Genomic DNA, 16742 nt, shown 5'->3' on the forward strand with positions numbered 1-16742 from the left:
ACGACTGCAGCTATGGCATCGGGTTCTGTCGCTGCAGAAGGCGACTCCGAAGCGTCGGACACAAGCGATGCGGTCGAACCGACCGACGTCCCATCGGATGCGAACTGTGCGGTCTGTAACATGGTCCCTGCGAAGTTCCCAGACTGGAACGCGCAACTCGCCCATGAGGACAGCACGCGGGTGTACTTTTGCACGCCCGGCTGTCTGACCACGTATTACGTCGTGCCTGAGCAGTTCGACGGCCCCGACGTACCGATAGTGGGGGCATGGGCGCACGATTTCGAAACCCGTGACCTGATCGACGCACTCCAGGCGAGTTTCGTGCTCGAGACGGACCCCGACCGCGTTGATGACCCGATGCGACTGAACCCGCTGCCGTTCCGTGACGAAACGGATGCGACAGCGTACGTCGAGCAGTACGACGATCTCGACGACGATACCGTCATCTCGATCGATGAGTTCGATCTGGACATCGCCGAGCTATATCGAGGGCAGTTACTCGACGGAAACGAGTCCGACTGACGGACGGCGCGCTTCGGGCCATTTCTGCACCCTCAAAACGGGCTGAGAAGCCAGTGTTGTGGCGGACCCAATTTCCGGATTCCGCCTTTTTCGTGATGAATTCAACCGCCCCGCATTGATGTATCCGTGAATAACTAGATCGCTCGATAGAACCTCTCCTAAAATCCCATATATGTGTTGTCAGAAATCACTAAATAATATATGGTGGTAGATGAGACTGGTGCTTGGTAACAATGACTGGGTTATGAAGCACCGTCACCACGGAGAAACAGGAGTGAGAACCGATGGCCGACGCACACAAACTCGATTGTGAATCGGTATCCGACACGTGCCGGTTTATTATTCAATCGGAAGACGAAGAAGAGGCGGTAGAACTGGCTCAGAGACACATGAAGGAGGCTCACGGACAAGAGGTCACGGACGACGAACTCCGGGAGGAACATCTACAGGTCGTCTAACAAGCAGAGGACGTTGGTTTATTTACAGTCTATTCTTCCACTATTTCAACAGATAGTTAAGAAAATCTGGCACACATAGATGACACTCCCCGGTGGGTGGGGTTAACTCCCACCGAGCACGCGCTTGAATAGCGTGAACGTGAGGAGGGTGAAGAACAATCCGTTCAACATCCCCTGACTCGCGGCGAGAACCCGCGCTGCGGGACCGAGCGGGTTGATGTCACCGTAACCGACTGTACTGAAGCTGATGTAGCTGTAGTAGACGCTGTCGAAGAGGACGTCCGGTGGCGTCTTGTCGACCCCACTCGCGTTGAAGACGCTTCCTGCCTGAGTCAGAAACGGACCGCCAAGGGCATATAACAGCCCGAATAGCGCGGGCAACAGGAACGTGAACGCAGCAATCCGTGGGAGTCGATTGCCGTACCCGCAGGTCACCTGCATGAACATATTGAGGATGACGCTCGCGCTCTTTTTGACGCGTCCAAACGCGTTCAACGAGTATTCGTTGCGGATGATGTCGAGGTTGGTCTTGCGGTTGTAGTAGTAGCGTTTGAACTCGAACTCCCTACTTGCAGGCGTATCACCGACCGCATCGGCGCTGTCCTGTGCTTTGCGATACGTCTCCTCGATGATTTCGTTGTTCATCTCGACGGCGAACTGGCCGGTCGCGCTGTTGCCGACGAAGTCGTGGATCGTCCAGTCGTTGCGCTCGAGATACGCGTGATGAGTGCTGAAGTCGAAGTGGTCGAACTCGGTCAGACAGAACCGGAAGTGGTCGAGCAGTTCGTGTTCGTTCCCCTGTCCCTCGAGTTGGATGTCGCCGATCGTTGCCCGTGTGAGGTCGTACGGGATCGCGTCGCCGCCGACCTGCGAGATCGTCCCGCCGTTGATCGTTGCATCGGTGAAATCGACGTACGTATCGCGCCCACCATCGAGCAGTCGGAACTGTGCCGACTCGTGGATGATCGCATGCCGGAAATCACAGCGCCCGTGGAACGTCGCATCCCAAAACGAGACGTTCGTGAAGTTCGCCGCCTCGAACTCGGCGTCTTTTCGGAAGACGGCTTCCTTGAACGATGCGTTTTCCTCGAGATGTCGCGTTTCGCCTTCGAACACCGCTCCGCGAAACTCCGCGAGCCCGTGAAACGTCGCCGCAGAGAAACTCGCATCTTCGTTGAAGCGAGCTTCGTCGAATCGCGCTCGAGCAGTGAACGTCACCTCGTCGAACGTCGCATCCCCCTGGAATGCTGTCTCGACAGCAATGACGTCGTCGCCGAAACTGCTCTCGGTGAAGTCGACTTCGTCTTCGAAGGTCGCACAGGCGAGGTCGAGTTCGTCGGCGATCTGCACGCGGTGGCAGTCCGCACGGGCGGTAAACGTCGCCCGATCGAAGTTGACCTGTCCTTTGAACGTCGCGTCTTTGAAATCCGCGAATCGGAAGTGGGCGAGTTTGTAGTCGGCCTCACTCTCGAAGACTGCTCCCTCGAAGGTTACGTCGTCGTTCGTGGTCCGGCTGCCGCCGTTGAATTCGACACCGCGAAACTCGGCGAGTTGCATGAAGCGTACGTCCTCGAAGCTCGCGTCGTCGTCGAAGCGCGCTTCGTCGAAGTCAGCCATCTGCTGAAACGTCGCGCCGTCGAACCGGGCGTTACCACTGAAATCAGCGTGTTCGAAGTCGGAACCGGCGGTGAACTGTGCGCCTTCGAACGTGACGTACTCGAATGTCGCCTGTCGGAAACTCGCGTCGTCACGAAATGTCGCGTCGGCAAAGGAAATGTGGTCCTCAAGGACGTGGCTACTGCCGCTGGTCTCGACGTTTCGGAAGTGGGCAACGCCGTGGAACGTCGCCGCTTCGAACGTGGTATCGCCTCGAAACGTCGTCTCATCACAGTTCACATCACCGTGGAAGACGGCCCCGTCGAGTCGCACGTCCTGTTCGAACGTCGCTTCGTCGGTCGTCACCGTCCCCTGAACTGTTAGGTCACTCGCCTCGACGACGCCCGTGACGACTGAGTCTTCGAACTTGAGCTGTCCGATGGTCGCCTCTCGAAGGATGAGCCCTTGATCGAGGCAGCCGTGAGTGAGGTCCAACCCGTCGATGTCCGCATGTTGGAAATTGAGAACGTGGTTCGTCGAGCCGTTGATGTCCTGATACGTAAGTGAGAGGTGTGGCAGATCCGCGCCCACGTACTCGTTGACGCGGGTGTCCGGCGACTCGAGGTTCGTTTGGAGGACATCGACGATATCGTCGGCGGTGACGTCGTGTGCCACGCGTTCGTCCCGACTCATGTGGAACACACAGTATTCGCTCTCGGGATGTGCCTCGTGTGGACACTCCCACGTCGTCTGGAGCTCGGCGTCCGTCTGCGTCGATGGGTCGAACGTGTACCGACAGGCCGACGACGACATCAGCGCCGGTTTTGGTTCGTTTTTCGACATATTATCGTATCACCTCGTGACACCCCGATTGACGCGATGTAGCTCTCGATATGACGGTCATACTCACGATAGATTTCAGTGTGCTATATAGTTTCGGTGGATACGACCGTCACTCGAAAACTCGCCGCCGTTCTTCGGGCGAGAGTTCGGCGTGAACGACGTTTGGTGAGCAGTGTTCACACTCCTGTGCGGGGTTGGTACTTTGCTCGTAGGTCCACACGGGAATACGAAAGAGGAAGAACGCCTCCATTTGGTGGCGTTCGATGATCGCATCGGCTTCTCGCCCGCAGTTCGAACACCAGTCTTCGTCGTCGGCTGGGACCTGAAAGGTCACTTTCCGGCGGCCGAATCCCGCGTTCGCGTACGCTTCGTCCCGAGACATCTCGATGAGGTCGGCTGCGGGATACGGTTCGGCGTCGATTTCGTTGTCGAAGCCGGTATCAGAGACGACGTTGGTCGCGAGATGCGGGCCGACGTTGACAGTATTATCATACCCGAGAAAGTGAACGGAAACCTCGGCGCTGCGGCCGTCAACGGATACCTCGTGGCCGTGGCCGACGAGGTAGAGTTCGATGTCCGTCCGCACCCCCTCGAGTTCGATCTCGTGGTCCATCCCAACCGCGTAGCCGCCGGTCGATGGATCGCTCGCGTGCCCGGACTGCTGCCAGCCGACGGTCGAGACGTCGTACTCGGTGGGTGTTACCGCTGTCGAGACAGCATCCGTATAGACGTTCTCCGCGCCGGGTGCGGAAAACTCGCCGTCGACGGCATCAGTGGCAACGAACACGTCTTCCGTATCGGTAATGCGGATGTCGCCATCAGTCCGCTCGACGTAGCCGTCCTCGAGATCACCACGGATCGTCGTCTCCGCGTCGGCGACGCTGACGCCGCTGTCGACGGACTGGTGTGTGAATACGTACTCCGCGTTGCGAACCTCGAGGTCGCCGCCGACACCGGCTGTCGTGACGAACACGTCGGCAGGGTCGTGTAGTTCGATCGGCGGGCGTTCCGAGCCGTTGATCGTGACATCTCCGTTGTAGGTCGTCTGTGTCGAATTACCTGTCATCGTGTGTGTTCGCTGGTCTGTTGTGGTGTGATGGTAGTCGTCTCGTGGATCGCATCGTCGGTCACCTCGTCGCCGTTGCTCGAGCGCCCGGCACGCGACGCGTGCAGGCGCAGGCTCGTCTCGGTATAAAGCGCCAGTCCGTACTCCGGATAGGTGTGGTACGTTTCGTAGCCCGCCTCGTCGACGCAGATCGTGGTCCACGCGTCGGGGCCGAACCGGAATGCGACCGTTGCCGTCTCGGGGCCGGGGAACGCGTCGATCGGTCGACCCGAGACGGTCGTCGTCGCGAGAAGGGTGTCCCCGTCGAAGCGAAACGTGCGTTCGACATCGGTCGACAGTGGTGTCTCGTAGGCCGTTTCCAGCGACACCGGCCGACAGGAACAGAGTTCGTGAAAGCCGAGTGCCGGCAGCCCGACGTAGTGTGACTCGCCGATGACGGTAAACACCGCCGGCGACTCGAGCAACGTGTCGGGGTGGACGGTCTTCACGTCGAGTGCCTCGAGATCCGGCGTCGCATCGGCGTAGCCGAAGTACAGTTTTGTGGGCCTGTCGTCGGTCGAGTGAAGGATGTTTTCGGGCATGGTCAGGTATCGACGAGGACGTCGTAGTTCGGATGGAAGATGGAGTTCACCCGCACACCGCGGTAGCGGGGGACACGGTGCCACTGGCGATCGTGATAGCGGTCACGGTACTGCTGGACGTACGCGGTCCCATCGGCGACGGATAGCGGCTGTCGATCGCCGGGTGCGAAGGCGTAGAATCGTTCGACCCGTTCGGTCTCGCCGTCGCTGTCGATGTCCTCCCACGCCCAGTAGGGAAGTTGTCGCGTGAATCCGGCGGCACCGACCGTGTTCACGAACGCTTTGTGATGTTCGGGATAGCGGTCTGCCGAGTATGCCCACGTCACCATCACACCGTCGTCCGAGAGGTGCTGGCCGACGGAGCGGTAGAACTCCTTGGAATAGAGCGTGAGCAGGTCGTCGTCGGTCGCACCCGGGACGTCGAGGAGAACGAGATCGTACGTTTCGTTCGTCTGCTGGAGATAGCGGTAGCCGTCGGCGGCGGTCGTCTGTAGGCGGTCGTACTCGTAGGCGTCGTCGTGCCAGTGACGGAAGAACGGGTCGTGCTTCGTCATGTTCATGAACTGGGCGTCGAGGTCGACGTGGTCGACGGTGACGTTGTACTGTCGGAGATGGTCGATAGCGATCCAGTCGCCGCCGCCGACGACGAGCACCTTCGTCTCGGGACCGTGGTCGACCAGCGACATCGGCACGTCGACGAGGCCGTTGTGATAGCTGTCGGCCCAACTCTCGCATAGCTGGACCGCCGACCCGAGCCTGAGACACTGTTCGGAGCGCCCGGTGAAATGCGGGTTCGGCCCGGTTCCAGTCCAGGTACGCTCGTAGCGGATGGCGTGCTGATACCGTGTCGTCTCCTGGTCGGTGATCTCGACGCTCATCGCGCCCGGGGGATACTCGTTCTCGATCTGTTGCTCGAGGTAGAGTTCCGACAGTCGCTCGTCTGCTGTCTCGTGGTTAGCCACGACGCCCGCGTACGATGCGGTCAGCAACAGACAGACGACGAGCAGCGTCTTCGGGACGCGGCCGACGAGCGGTGTCGGCGTCGAGTCACCGAACAGTCTCCGAGCATCGTTGTCGGACGACGGCCACGACCAGCCGCTGAAGTAGCCGACGAAGGCGAGTGCTGCGACGGCGTTGAGCAACGCGAGCACGAAAATCGTCGGGATGAGTCCCAGCTTTGGATACAGCAGTCTGGCGTACACGACCGCCCCACAGAGGCCGCCGACGTAGTCCATCGCCAGTACGACCGAGAGGCCGCTCCGTCGCCCTTCCTTGCGCTCGACGTTCCAGAAGATGCCGAGGCAGGTAACGGTCCAGTCGTGAAGCCGGTCGCCGAGGCGATGGATCCACACGGGTGTTGTCGTGCCATCGTCGTCACGGTCGTCGACCATGTGGGTCAAAAGCGGGAGTTCGAATCCCGAGAGAAAGCCGACGACGATGACGGGCAGCCGTGCGACTGTCCAGAGCAGTTCCGGTGGAACGGCTCGTGGAACCCGAACGCTGTTGAGGCCGACGATGAGCAGAAAGCCCGCGGGAGCGACGGCAGCGAGAAGCACTTCCGTTCGAAAGAAGTTCCCGCCGTAGTCCTCGGGATTCAAGTCGTCCGAGAGCGCAGCGCCGACGCCGAGACTGAAGAAGTACAGCCCGACGGTGATGACGTACTGCGTCACGGTCCCGCCGTACATCACCGTTAGCAGTTCGGAGTAGACGAACTCGTAGACGAAACTACAGAACGAGACGACGAACGTAAGCACGAGGAGGGCAGCCGTCGCAGTTCGTGTGTCGGACATGGGAAAGCGGATCACCGTTCGCTCAGATTTCCCTCGAGCGGGCACGTCGAGGGCAGGGGAGACACACAGCTTAGATGCGTGGCGACACCTTCCACTGTTCGTCGATCCGAAAGCCCGTAGCGCCGTCGCTGACCTCGAGATCGTAACACTCCCAGCGGAAGTCATGATTCGAATCGCCGCCAACAATGTTCGCACCGACGCGATACCAGCCCGCCTGGGAGAACTCCGGACGGTTGGTGATGTCGTACATGACGGTCCCGCTCGGATTCTGGAACGTCTCGTCCCAGGGGACTGTGCCTGCGTCTGGTGCCTCGTCTTGCATTTGATCGGTGCTACCGAGATAGGCGACCCCGAGTGCGGCGACAGTAACGGGGTACTGCGTCACTTCCTCCTCGTGGTCTTCGTACCAGTCGTCGGCGTAGTCGCCACCGTGGTACCACGCGTGTCCGTGGCTCGTATGTGGCGCAGAGGTGTATCCGCCGGTGCCGCGTCCGGTCGCGCCTCGGCCACCGCCGCCGCCACTGCTGCCTTTCGCGCTGGCGATACCAACGGGGCTTACCGTGGCGGGAGACTGCTGTGATCCGTCGTAACGGGACATGACCCACTTATTGTCGGCAAGATCAACGACGAGTGTGCCGTCGCTCACCTCGAAGTCGGAGACGACGCTCGACTTCCGTGGTGGTGGTGACTTGCTACCGAGGCATCCACCCAGAGCGGTGACCGCTCCGAGACCGGTGGCGACGATAAATTGACGACGGCGCATGGGTTTCGATTCCTCTCTGAAATATTAGACAACTGTATTAACTATCTTGCGATTTATTCTATCACTAATCGAACGCTGTTGGCGGCAGCAACACTCAGTACACTGGTCGTGCACTGCCTCGCACAGTCCCCTGCGCCATTCAGTTACCTGAGCTGCGTTCCGCCCGAGATCTTGCCAGCCCGATGAAGAACGGAACAAGCAGCCACAATCAGTCCATTTTTCGACCATTCGTCGGTGTTGCATAACCGGGGTTCCTTTTTGCTCAACCGAAGCGAAGTCACCAAAGACACGAAGTGAGCAAAATGTACCGAAGAATTCCCAGGAATTGCCGCGGTGTCTCGAGGCGAACGATGCTGACGACCGCGATTGCTGGCGGCGTCGGAACCGTCGCAGGCTGTCTGGATGGCCCGAACGAAACCGAGGGGGAATCAGAGAGCGACGTGGACGCCGTCAGTGAGAAAGACAGAACACTCGCTGCAGAGATGGTCGAAACCATCGACGAGGACCTCTCGGTCACAGGATGGGACCTACCTGGGATGTTCATTCCGGAGTATACCGATAGTCGCGGAGTCGAAGCCGACGTTCCGATTCTCGGGAACGCCTACGCCGATATCGTCGAGCAAGGGTTCGATCGGCGAGCGATGCCGACCGCCTACGAGGATGATGAGATATTCTTCATGGTCTTTCTCGAACCCGAGTGGGCCACCGCATATCTCGACGGTGAGTGGTCCGAATCGACGTACTACACTGAGATCGAAGACTCCGCACATTGATTCTGAACCCAGTACGTCTTCCGTTACCCGCTCGTCGCTCGTCGGTTCGCACGAGAATCGAGCGCGGTACCCTCTTCTTTCGTCGATCGTGTTCTACTTGTGCACATCCTCGATCGCTATTTGGGCGTTCCTGGAGTGGGTATCGCTGAAATGTCTGATTTTGACGTCCTCATCATCGGCGGTGGTACGGCCAACAACGTCGCCGCGGCAGCAGCTGATCACGGCCTCGAGACGGCGCCGGTCCGCTCGGCGGGACGTGTCTCAACCGAGGCTGTAATCCCTCGAAGATGCTCATCCAGGCAGCAAACGCGGTCTCCCACGTTCGAGACGCCGACGCGTTTCACGTCGACGCCAGCCTCGAGGGAATCGACTGGAACGCCGTCGTCGACGAGATGGACGACCTGCTCGGTGGTATCGCAGCGGATATGGAGCGACGATCCGAGAGCAAGCTTCCCTCACGCTCTTCAAGGAACGAGCCGAGTTCGTCGACGAACGGACGGTCGAACTCGACGGACAGGCCGTGACTGCCGAGAACGTCGTCGTTGCGACCGGCAGCCGCCCCGCCGTGCCGCCGATCGATGGTCTCGAGGAGTGTGACTATCTGACGAGCAACGAGGCGCTGTACCTGACCGACCCACCCGAAAGCCTCGTCGTTCTCGGTGGCGGGTACATCGCCGTCGAACTCGGCTACGTCTTCGGCTCGATCGGGACGGACGTCACCATCATCGAAAAGAACGACTCGCTCGTCTCGCGCGAGGATGGTGCGGTCGCGGCGACTCTGACCGAGATCGCGAGTGATCGTCACGAGGTACACACCGGTCACCGAGTGACGGCAGTCGAGGCACTCGGAGATGGGTATCGCGTCCACGCCGAGACTGAAGCCGGGGAACGATCGCTGTCGACGGCGAGGACATCCTCGTCGCACTCGGTCGACGGCCGAACACCGACGTACTGAACCTCGAGACTGCTGGTATCGAGGTCGACGATCGCGGCTTCATCGAGACGAACGAGTACCTCGAGACGTCAGCGGAGAACGTGTGGGCACAGGGTGATGTCGCCGGAAACGCCCTGTTCAAACACGCTGGCGACTACGAGACGCGTCACGTGATTGACAACGTCGTCGATGACGAGCGCCGAGCGCTCGATCTCAGTGCGATGCCACACGCCATTTTCACCGAGCCGCAGATCGCCGGTGTCGGCGTGACCGAGGACGAACTCGAAGCCGAGGGGCGCGAGTACGTCGTCGGTCGCGCCGAGTACGCCGACTCGGCGATGGGTCGTGCGAAGAAACTCGACGACGGCTTTGTGAAGGTGCGAGCGGCACCTGACGGTGAGATCCTGGGCTATCACGTCATCGGATACGAGGCATCGATGCTGGTACACGAGGCAGTCGTCGCGATGCGGGTCGGTGCGACTGTCGACGAGGTCGCTGACACGATCCACGCCGTCCGAGCGGGTTGCACGGACGCAATCACAGAAAAGTTAGTCACGTGATAGACCGGGTTCGGATTCACCAGGGATACGAACCTGCTATCTCGGAAGGGTGTCCGCATAGCTGGACTATCGGGTATTTTTATAATATTTCTGAATTGTAAATAACACTTATGATTGTGTGGTCATCTCTACCAAGTATGGGAGACGATGGTACACCGGACGGCCGCGGCCGCCCCGATCTCTCGAACGACGAATTATTTCACGTACTCTCCGACGCCAGTCGGCGAACTGTTCTGTTCCACCTTCGTCAGCATAGGGCTGCGACGGTTGACGAACTCGCCGACGTGATCGCAGAGGTCAACGGCGACGAGTCTCGAGCGGTCGACCGCGAGCACCTTCGCACGTCGTTACATCACAGTCACTTTCCCAAACTCGTGGGCACTGGATTGATCACGTACGATCCGGAGCAGCAGATCGTCGAGTCTACGAGCCTTCACGGGAACATTGGCGAGTGGCTCGACCTCGCGGTTCGCCATCAGATCCAGTTCGAGAGTGTGCGCGAACCGGACAGTCAGCCTGACGAGCGCGAGAAGATTCAGGTATTACTCGTCGACGACGAACCGGGACTTCCCGAGACGATCGGTGCCTACCTCGAGCGCGAGAACGACGATATGACTGTTACCACCGCAGCGAGTTCCCTCGAAGCGGTGACCAGACTCGAGGAGGAATCGTTCGACTGTATTGTGAGCGACTATCAGATGCCGGCGATTAGCGGGATCGACTTTTTAAAAGCCGTCCGCGAGAACGACGCGACGATGCCGTTCATCGTCTTCACTGCCAAAGGCAGTGAATCGGTGGCCAGTCAGGCTATCGAGACTGGCGTAACCGATTACGTTCAGAAGGGGCCGGATACCGAACAGTACGACGAACTGGCTGATCGGATCCGCAAGGCTGTCACTGGAGACTAACACATCTTGGAATTGATACGAACGTGCCGACCAGAGCACGGTTCGGCGATCGCCCAACTCATCGGACTGGATGATATCGCAGCCACGAATGAACGCCGAAAACGTGTCCCGACGGGACGTGTCGGAGGTCCATCTAGAACGCACAGTCTCCGCCCACTGTGTCACCGCTAACTCCCGTTTCGAATCGATTGCGGGAAGCGAAACCGACGACCCGACTGCTGGAGTCATCGCACGGGACGGACCTACTTTTCATCAGTCTGTGCCCGGAGTTGACCAATACACGCTACTGATACGGTGCCTCGAAGATACCGCCGTCCGACAATGATCAAATGAGCACTAGCCAATCGACGTACGAACAACTGACCGAACGTATCTCGGATGCATGCTGTGCAGTAGATACCGAGTGTCGAATCACATACTGGAACGACCGGATGGCGGAGTGGACTGGCGTCCCAGCAGCGGCTATCGAAGGCGAAGTCGTGTGGGATGTCGTTCCATCGTTTCGGGGGTCCGCATTCGAGGTACAGTGTCGGGAAGCGATTAAAACGCAAGAAGCACGCTCGTTCGAGACACGATTCGACGATCCACTCGACTCATGGATCGAGGTGTCGATTTACGTTAACGCAGACGGCCTCACGATACTTTCCCGCGAAATTACCGAGCGCAAGGCGCGTCAAGAACGAGTCGAACTCGCAGAAACACTGTTCGAGAACACGCAGGATGCGCTTTTCCTCATCGATCTCGACGAGGAGACAGACGAGTTTCAGTTAGAACGAGTAAACCCCGCTTATGAACGCCACACGGGACTTACAAGCGATGAACTCAGCGGGCGGGGGTTACGTGACGTCTTCGGTTTTGAAGAGGGGAACTCCATCCTCGAGAAGTACCGCGAGTGCGTTGCCCGGCGTGAACCGATCGAATACGAAGAACTCGTCTCGGTCCCCAACGAGGGCCCCTACTGGGAGACGCGGATCGCCCCCGTCATTGTCGATGACACCGTCGAGAAACTCGTCGGCGCGACACGCAATATCACCGCACAGAAAGATCGAGAGCGCCGGTACGACGCCATCTTCAATCAGACGTACCAGTATATCGGGTTGTTAGACACCGGCGGAACATTGCTCGAGGCCAACGACTCCGCGCTCGAATTCGGCGGTCTCGAACGCGAGGAGGTCGTCGGCCAGCCGATCTGGGACACGTATTGGTGGCAGCGAGACGAGCGTACTCGGATGCAGCTGAAAGACGCTGTCACGTCGGCTGCGAACGGCCAGTTCGTCCGATACGACGTCGAAGTACAAGGTGCTGATGAAACGGCCATTATCGACTTTTCGATTCGACCGATCACGGATGATCGAGACGAAGTCGTCCTACTCGTCACCGAGGGGCGAAACATCACCAAACACAAACAACGTGCCCGTGAACTCGAGCAAAAGCGGGAGTTTCTCCGGCAGATCCAGGCCGCCGCAGATATCGGCGGCTGGGAAGTCGACTTCCGGACGGAGACGATGCGATGGACAGACGAAGTCTGTCGCATCCACGACCTGCCAACCGAGTACGAGCCAACGGTTGAGGACGGGATCGACTTCTATCATCCACAAGATAGAGCGACGATTACGAACGCATTCGAACGACTGCGGGAAACGGGTGACGGCTACGATCTGGAGTTGCGGATCATCACGGCCGCCGATGAGAGACGCTGGGTTCGAACGCTCGGAGCGCCGTGGTACGACGACGATGGCACCCTCATCGGTGCACGCGGCGCGTTTCAAGATATCACCGAACGCAAAGAACGCGAGCGTGAACTTCAACGGACCAATGCCCGTCTCGAGGAGTTCGCCTCCGTCGTCAGTCACGACCTCCGGAACCCGCTGACAGTCGCCCAGGCTGCACTCGAGCTCGGCCGTGAGAGCGGTGCGTCGGACGACTTCGATCGCGTCGAAGCCGCTCACAAACGGATGAACGCGCTCATCGACGATCTACTGACGCTCGCACGCAACGGCCGGCAGGTCGACGAGACCCAGCCGATCGTCTTGGCGACGCTACTCGAGTCAGTCTGTGAGACGTTTCCGAACGACCGTGCGACCATCGATGTCGCGCTTGAGGACTATCGCCTCGAGGGTGACGAAGCTCGGCTGCGGCAATTGGTCGAGAATCTCCTCTCGAATGCGCTACACCATGGCGGTGACGACGTGACGATCCGCGTCGGCCGGCTCGAGAGTCGCGACGGATTTTATGTCGCAGACGACGGGCCAGGCATTCCACCTGCGATACGCGAGGCGATATTCGATCAGGGGTATTCGACAACAAGCGAGGGAACGGGCTTCGGGCTCGCCATCGTCAAGGGAATCGCCGAAGCCCATGGCTGGACAGTCGACGTGACCGATAGCGAGGACGGTGGCGCACGATTTGAAGTGACCACAGCACAACAGAGTCCAGCTTGATGCGATGGGGCCGACGACAGGGCGTCTCCGGTGATACGATCTGTCTCGAGTGGAAATTCACTATTTGCTGTCGCGCAGAACTATTACTTTCACTCGATGTACTCCTGCATCGCTTCTCGGACTGCCCGTGACCGATTGTCGATTCCTTCGTCCTCCCAGACCTGATCGAACTCTTCGAGAAGCCATCTGGAATATTGAAACTCGTTCGCATGGTTTATATGATCTGCTGTAACGGTGTACCGGTGCAACCGCAGTGCGGGTCGCGGTTGCACCGGAACTGACTGACAGTAGTCCGTATAGTGCTTCGTCAGTCCAGAGTAAGAGTCCTGAGTCTGGCGATACTCTCATTTTTGGAATGACAACCAAGTGTCAGAGACCCCTCCGCGAACCACCCCTTTGAATCGGTAAGTACAGGCGAACTATTGAGCGTCTTTTAGGTGGACGTGCGAATCCTCGAGAGCAAGGATCCACTTTGCATGTAGCTCATCACATCTTGCATTTTCTGGGAAAAACACACACTTGTCAGCTTCTCCTGGGTCTTCGATCAAGACATGGATAAGTTCATTTTGATCCGAAATGTCGGTTGAAGGGGCGTTTTCAGGTATTTCATCCATGTCATGTCCGCACACGGCTTCTGGGGTTAAAAACCTTAAATATGGACAATAGGATGCAGGTCTTAAGACAATAACTGTGATTTCTCTTTATTAGTCTCGACGCACTGATATATCTGTGTGGGCATTGTCGGCCCGATTATCTCGAATGAGCAACACTCGGACTGGACAAGAGATCGTCGCCATCTGTCCTAACTGTGATGCCGTTTATCCTGCTATTCGGCTTCCTGATGGGAAAATAAGACGGAAGGGAAGGTATCCGCATTGTCAGTGTGGAACCAAATCGCTTGTCGAAATTGAAAGCGAACAGTAAGCACAACTACTTATCGGCCAATTCACGATAATGTGGATGTAATCAACACCGTGAGAATACTTCTAGGAGCCACTCAGTAACGACTGTTATTCCTCGTCCTCCCAATCTCCGAAATCGGACGATGCTACACGGCGAACGCTGTGCCATTTGTACTTGAAATTCTGGAGAGCGAGAACTCGAGCAGTGCCGGTTCTGGTGGGGTCACGCGATAAACAGGCAGTATCGGCTGACGCTACCCGGGATACCCCCATCACATTTTAGTCCTCCTCGGTGAGTAGCTACTTGATGTCACGCACACAGGAGCTAGACGAGTTCAAGGGGACGCTCGGCGACCTCGTGGAGGAAGCACCGGAACTGAAACAGTTTTCGGGCTTCATCGAATCGGCAGAAGCGACAACCGTTCTCGATCACAAGACCAAGGAGCTACTGTCGCTCGCGATCGGCGTCGTCACCCGCTGTGACCACTGCATTCTCTGGCATACAGACGCCGCACTCGAGGCTGGTGCAACCCATGATGAAATCGTCGATGCACTGAAAATCGCCGTCGTCATGGGCGGCGGTCCGGCGATGACGTACGCGGTCGACGCTTACGAAACGCTGCAGGCGCTTGAAGCAGAACGGAGCGAGTGAACTACCTTCGGGGCATCCTGCAGTCAACCCTTATCGTTGTGCGTCCAGCGGACGATGCTCGTCGTTTCGATGTCTACGCTCAGGAAACTCGACAGTGACTGGCACGGTCACCGCAACTCGCCAAAAGGTGGTGGCAAGTACCACATCTATATTGGTAACACGCCCTGTGACACTGGCCAGTTTTATTAACATCCCTAATCTCTATCATAGCTATTATTATCTAGTGTAGTAGACTTAGTAACAGATGGCGAAACATACCCGCCGACAATTGATTGCAACGAGTCTTGGAGCAGCCACGCTCGGGACGACCGCAGGGTGTCTCTCGGATTCTTCGGGCAGCGACGGGACAGTGGCACAGTCATCCTTTTTCGTGTTTGGGGATTTTGCGAGCAAGGTCGCAGGCGACACTGCTACCGTAGAGACACTCGTCCCGATCGGAAAGCATGGACACGGATGGGAACCGGGCCCGAAGGTCCAAGGAACGGTTCTCGAGTCCGATCTGTTTATCCACGGGATGGAAGGGTTCCAACCTTGGGCTGACGACCTCGTCCAGAGCGTTCGAGACGACGACGACGTGCAAACCGTGGCCGTTGGCGAGGGAATCACCTTCCGTGAAGGCGATCACGAACACAGTCACGACGACACACACAGTGACGACTCCCTCGACAGTCACGCAGTGTCTCACGCGTGTGGCCACATGGAAGACGGCGATAGGGATTCACTCACTGCGGCTCCGTCTGCAGCGAACGCGGCGACGTTCTCACAAACCCACCAGCCGTACGCCGTCGAACGTCCCGAAGGGACCGGCTACGTTGCGTTCGAAGCCGACGAGAACGGTGAGTACGCGTTCTTTATCGACAGCCACGACACCGTACACCCGACTTCGGGCTCCATCGTTCACGAAGCCCACAGCGTCGAGAGTTGCGACGGCATCGAGGAGTACTACGTGGTTCACACCGAAACAGGGACTATCACGCTCGAGCTTACCGGTGACACCGGGTCGACCGTGACAGTACTGGCGGAAGGCGTCTCTCGTGACGACGGCGAGCACGATCACGGAACTGCGGACGATCACGACCACACCAGTGACGACGAGGACGCGCACGCAGCCGAGGAAGACGGTCACGATCACGACCACGCCAGCGGCCGCGATCCGCACTTCTGGCTCGATCCAATGCGCGCCAAACAGGCGGTCGAGACCATCCGCGACAGCTTCGCCGATGTCGACGGCGACAATGCCGAGGTGTATACCGAAAACGCTGATGCGTACAGCGCCAGACTGGACGAACTCGACGACACGTTTCAGTCCGAACTCCAGAACCCGTCCAAAGACGTCGTGTTCGTCGCTGGGCACAACGCCTTCCAGTATCTCGGACAGCGCTACGAGTTCGACGTGCAGACGCTCACCAGTCTCTCGCCGGACGACCAGCCCACGCTACAGGACATCGAGCGCGCCCAGGAGATTATCGCCGATCACGACCTCGAGTACGTCTGTGCTGATCCGCTCGAATCACAGACAGCAGCGGAGCGACTCGTCGAAGAGACGGATGCAACGGACGTGCTTCCACTGACGCCGATCCCCGGACAGACTCAGGAGTGGGCCGATGACGGCTGGGGGTACGTTGAGATTATGGAGAACATCAACCTCGAGACGCTGACGGAGGCCCTCGACGCGTAATGAGCGACTCAATACCGACCGATTCCGAACCCGAGTGGACCGGATCAACAGAATCAGGGGCGACCGGCCCATCGCGTGCGGGACTGCTGGCGGTCGTCGTCGGGACGACGGGACGATCGGCCTGTACGATCTATCCGCCGGATGTGGCCGCTCCCTATCGAACGACGACGTGGATAACGGCCCACGGCGACTCGTTCGTCGATCTCGAGGACATGCGATGACGGCCGAACCAGCGACCGAACGGCACCTAGCGGACCCGATCATCAGCGTCGACG

14 protein-coding genes and 2 pseudogenes are annotated in these 16742 nt (G+C 58.6%); 9 read left to right on the top strand and 7 right to left on the bottom strand.

All coding sequences use genetic code 11. From position 1 onward, the window contains the following. Nucleotides 1-12 precede the first annotated feature (12 nt). Nucleotides 13-522, top strand: coding sequence for a nitrous oxide reductase accessory protein NosL (locus tag BDK88_RS18850; RefSeq protein ID WP_165397004.1), 510 nt, complete (start codon nucleotides 13-15; stop codon nucleotides 520-522). 284 nt (nucleotides 523-806) lie between these two features. After that, nucleotides 807-980, top strand: a complete 174-nt coding sequence (locus BDK88_RS18855; RefSeq protein ID WP_130501695.1) for a DUF1059 domain-containing protein — start codon at nucleotides 807-809, stop codon at nucleotides 978-980. Nucleotides 981-1082: 102 nt separating this feature from the next. Here the strand turns inward: BDK88_RS18855 and BDK88_RS18860 are convergent, their stop codons facing one another. The 5 genes from BDK88_RS18860 to BDK88_RS18880 all read right to left on the bottom strand — a co-directional run bounded on the left by BDK88_RS18860 (nucleotide 1083) and on the right by BDK88_RS18880 (nucleotide 7619). Further along, nucleotides 1083-3389, bottom strand: a complete 2307-nt coding sequence (locus tag BDK88_RS18860) for a pentapeptide repeat-containing protein (protein ID WP_130501738.1) — start codon at nucleotides 3387-3389, stop codon at nucleotides 1083-1085. Nucleotides 3390-3528: 139 nt separating this feature from the next. Beyond that, nucleotides 3529-4485 carry a hypothetical protein gene (locus BDK88_RS18865; protein ID WP_130501696.1) on the bottom strand — a complete coding sequence of 319 codons (957 nt, stop codon included), beginning with the start codon at nucleotides 4483-4485 and terminating at the stop codon, nucleotides 3529-3531. Then, nucleotides 4482-5066 carry a hypothetical protein gene (locus BDK88_RS18870; RefSeq protein WP_207225332.1) on the bottom strand — a complete coding sequence of 195 codons (585 nt, stop codon included), beginning with the start codon at nucleotides 5064-5066 and terminating at the stop codon, nucleotides 4482-4484. The genes BDK88_RS18865 and BDK88_RS18870 overlap by 4 nt, the downstream gene beginning before the upstream one ends. Nucleotides 5067-5068: 2 nt before the next feature. Beyond that, entirely contained in the window at nucleotides 5069-6856 is a 1788-nt protein-coding gene (locus BDK88_RS18875) for a spermidine synthase (RefSeq protein WP_130501697.1), read from the bottom strand. Between the two features lie 70 nt (nucleotides 6857-6926). Next, nucleotides 6927-7619 carry a hypothetical protein gene (locus BDK88_RS18880; protein WP_130501698.1) on the bottom strand — a complete coding sequence of 231 codons (693 nt, stop codon included), beginning with the start codon at nucleotides 7617-7619 and terminating at the stop codon, nucleotides 6927-6929. 350 nt (nucleotides 7620-7969) lie between these two features. Between BDK88_RS18880 and BDK88_RS18885 the strand changes: the two genes are divergently transcribed. From BDK88_RS18885 to BDK88_RS18900, 4 genes and pseudogenes are all read left to right on the top strand, one after another. Next, complete coding sequence (locus BDK88_RS18885; RefSeq protein ID WP_130501699.1) at nucleotides 7970-8392, top strand: hypothetical protein; 423 nt, start codon at nucleotides 7970-7972, stop codon at nucleotides 8390-8392. A 150-nt stretch (nucleotides 8393-8542) separates the two neighbouring features. After that, a pseudogene (locus BDK88_RS22415) lies at nucleotides 8543-9886 on the top strand (dihydrolipoyl dehydrogenase family protein). 137 nt (nucleotides 9887-10023) lie between these two features. Then, nucleotides 10024-10794, top strand: coding sequence for a response regulator (locus BDK88_RS18895; protein WP_130501700.1), 771 nt, complete (start codon nucleotides 10024-10026; stop codon nucleotides 10792-10794). Between the two features lie 329 nt (nucleotides 10795-11123). Beyond that, nucleotides 11124-13235, top strand: coding sequence for a PAS domain-containing sensor histidine kinase (locus BDK88_RS18900; RefSeq protein ID WP_130501701.1), 2112 nt, complete (start codon nucleotides 11124-11126; stop codon nucleotides 13233-13235). Nucleotides 13236-13327: 92 nt separating this feature from the next. On the opposite strand, the pseudogene BDK88_RS21940 reads toward BDK88_RS18900, so the two are convergent. Together BDK88_RS21940 and BDK88_RS18910 are read right to left on the bottom strand one after the other, a co-directional pair. Continuing rightward, nucleotides 13328-13446 (bottom strand): annotated as a pseudogene (locus BDK88_RS21940) (CopG family ribbon-helix-helix protein); the annotation flags it as partial. Nucleotides 13447-13654: 208 nt separating this feature from the next. Further along, nucleotides 13655-13849 (bottom strand): DUF7511 domain-containing protein, encoded by a 195-nt coding sequence (locus tag BDK88_RS18910; protein ID WP_130501702.1) that lies wholly within the window; start codon nucleotides 13847-13849, stop codon nucleotides 13655-13657. A gap of 595 nt (nucleotides 13850-14444) precedes the next feature. Here BDK88_RS18910 and BDK88_RS18915 point away from each other — a divergent pair. The 3 genes from BDK88_RS18915 (at nucleotide 14445) to BDK88_RS18925 (ending at nucleotide 16688) form a co-directional block, all read left to right on the top strand. After that, nucleotides 14445-14789, top strand: coding sequence for a carboxymuconolactone decarboxylase family protein (locus BDK88_RS18915; protein ID WP_092934776.1), 345 nt, complete (start codon nucleotides 14445-14447; stop codon nucleotides 14787-14789). Nucleotides 14790-15033: 244 nt separating this feature from the next. Continuing rightward, nucleotides 15034-16467, top strand: coding sequence for a metal ABC transporter substrate-binding protein (locus BDK88_RS18920; protein ID WP_165397005.1), 1434 nt, complete (start codon nucleotides 15034-15036; stop codon nucleotides 16465-16467). Beyond that, complete coding sequence (locus BDK88_RS18925) at nucleotides 16467-16688, top strand: DUF7511 domain-containing protein (protein ID WP_130501703.1); 222 nt, start codon at nucleotides 16467-16469, stop codon at nucleotides 16686-16688. The genes BDK88_RS18920 and BDK88_RS18925 overlap by 1 nt, the downstream gene beginning before the upstream one ends. The last annotated feature ends 54 nt before the right edge of the window (nucleotides 16689-16742 follow it).

The sequence above is a fragment of the Natrinema hispanicum genome, from assembly GCF_004217335.1.
Lineage (GTDB): Archaea > Halobacteriota > Halobacteria > Halobacteriales > Natrialbaceae > Natrinema > Natrinema hispanicum.

Excerpts from the sequence above, each read along its gene's own strand:
- BDK88_RS18860 (WP_130501738.1), bottom strand. The coding sequence starts at position 3,389 with ATGTCGTCGTCGGCCTGTCGGTACACGTTCGACCCATCGACGCAGACG.
- BDK88_RS18895 (WP_130501700.1), top strand. The coding sequence starts at position 10,024 with ATGGGAGACGATGGTACACCGGACGGCCGCGGCCGCCCCGATCTCTCG.
- BDK88_RS18870 (WP_207225332.1), bottom strand. The coding sequence starts at position 5,066 with ATGCCCGAAAACATCCTTCACTCGACCGACGACAGGCCCACAAAACTG.
- BDK88_RS18850 (WP_165397004.1), top strand. The coding sequence starts at position 13 with ATGGCATCGGGTTCTGTCGCTGCAGAAGGCGACTCCGAAGCGTCGGAC.
- BDK88_RS18875 (WP_130501697.1), bottom strand. The coding sequence starts at position 6,856 with ATGTCCGACACACGAACTGCGACGGCTGCCCTCCTCGTGCTTACGTTC.
- BDK88_RS18885 (WP_130501699.1), top strand. The coding sequence starts at position 7,970 with ATGCTGACGACCGCGATTGCTGGCGGCGTCGGAACCGTCGCAGGCTGT.
- BDK88_RS18880 (WP_130501698.1), bottom strand. The coding sequence starts at position 7,619 with ATGCGCCGTCGTCAATTTATCGTCGCCACCGGTCTCGGAGCGGTCACC.
- BDK88_RS18915 (WP_092934776.1), top strand. The coding sequence starts at position 14,445 with ATGTCACGCACACAGGAGCTAGACGAGTTCAAGGGGACGCTCGGCGAC.
- BDK88_RS18900 (WP_130501701.1), top strand. The coding sequence starts at position 11,124 with ATGAGCACTAGCCAATCGACGTACGAACAACTGACCGAACGTATCTCG.
- BDK88_RS18910 (WP_130501702.1), bottom strand. The coding sequence starts at position 13,849 with ATGGATGAAATACCTGAAAACGCCCCTTCAACCGACATTTCGGATCAA.
- BDK88_RS18920 (WP_165397005.1), top strand. The coding sequence starts at position 15,034 with ATGGCGAAACATACCCGCCGACAATTGATTGCAACGAGTCTTGGAGCA.
- BDK88_RS18865 (WP_130501696.1), bottom strand. The coding sequence starts at position 4,485 with ATGACAGGTAATTCGACACAGACGACCTACAACGGAGATGTCACGATC.
- BDK88_RS18925 (WP_130501703.1), top strand. The coding sequence starts at position 16,467 with ATGAGCGACTCAATACCGACCGATTCCGAACCCGAGTGGACCGGATCA.
- BDK88_RS18855 (WP_130501695.1), top strand. The coding sequence starts at position 807 with ATGGCCGACGCACACAAACTCGATTGTGAATCGGTATCCGACACGTGC.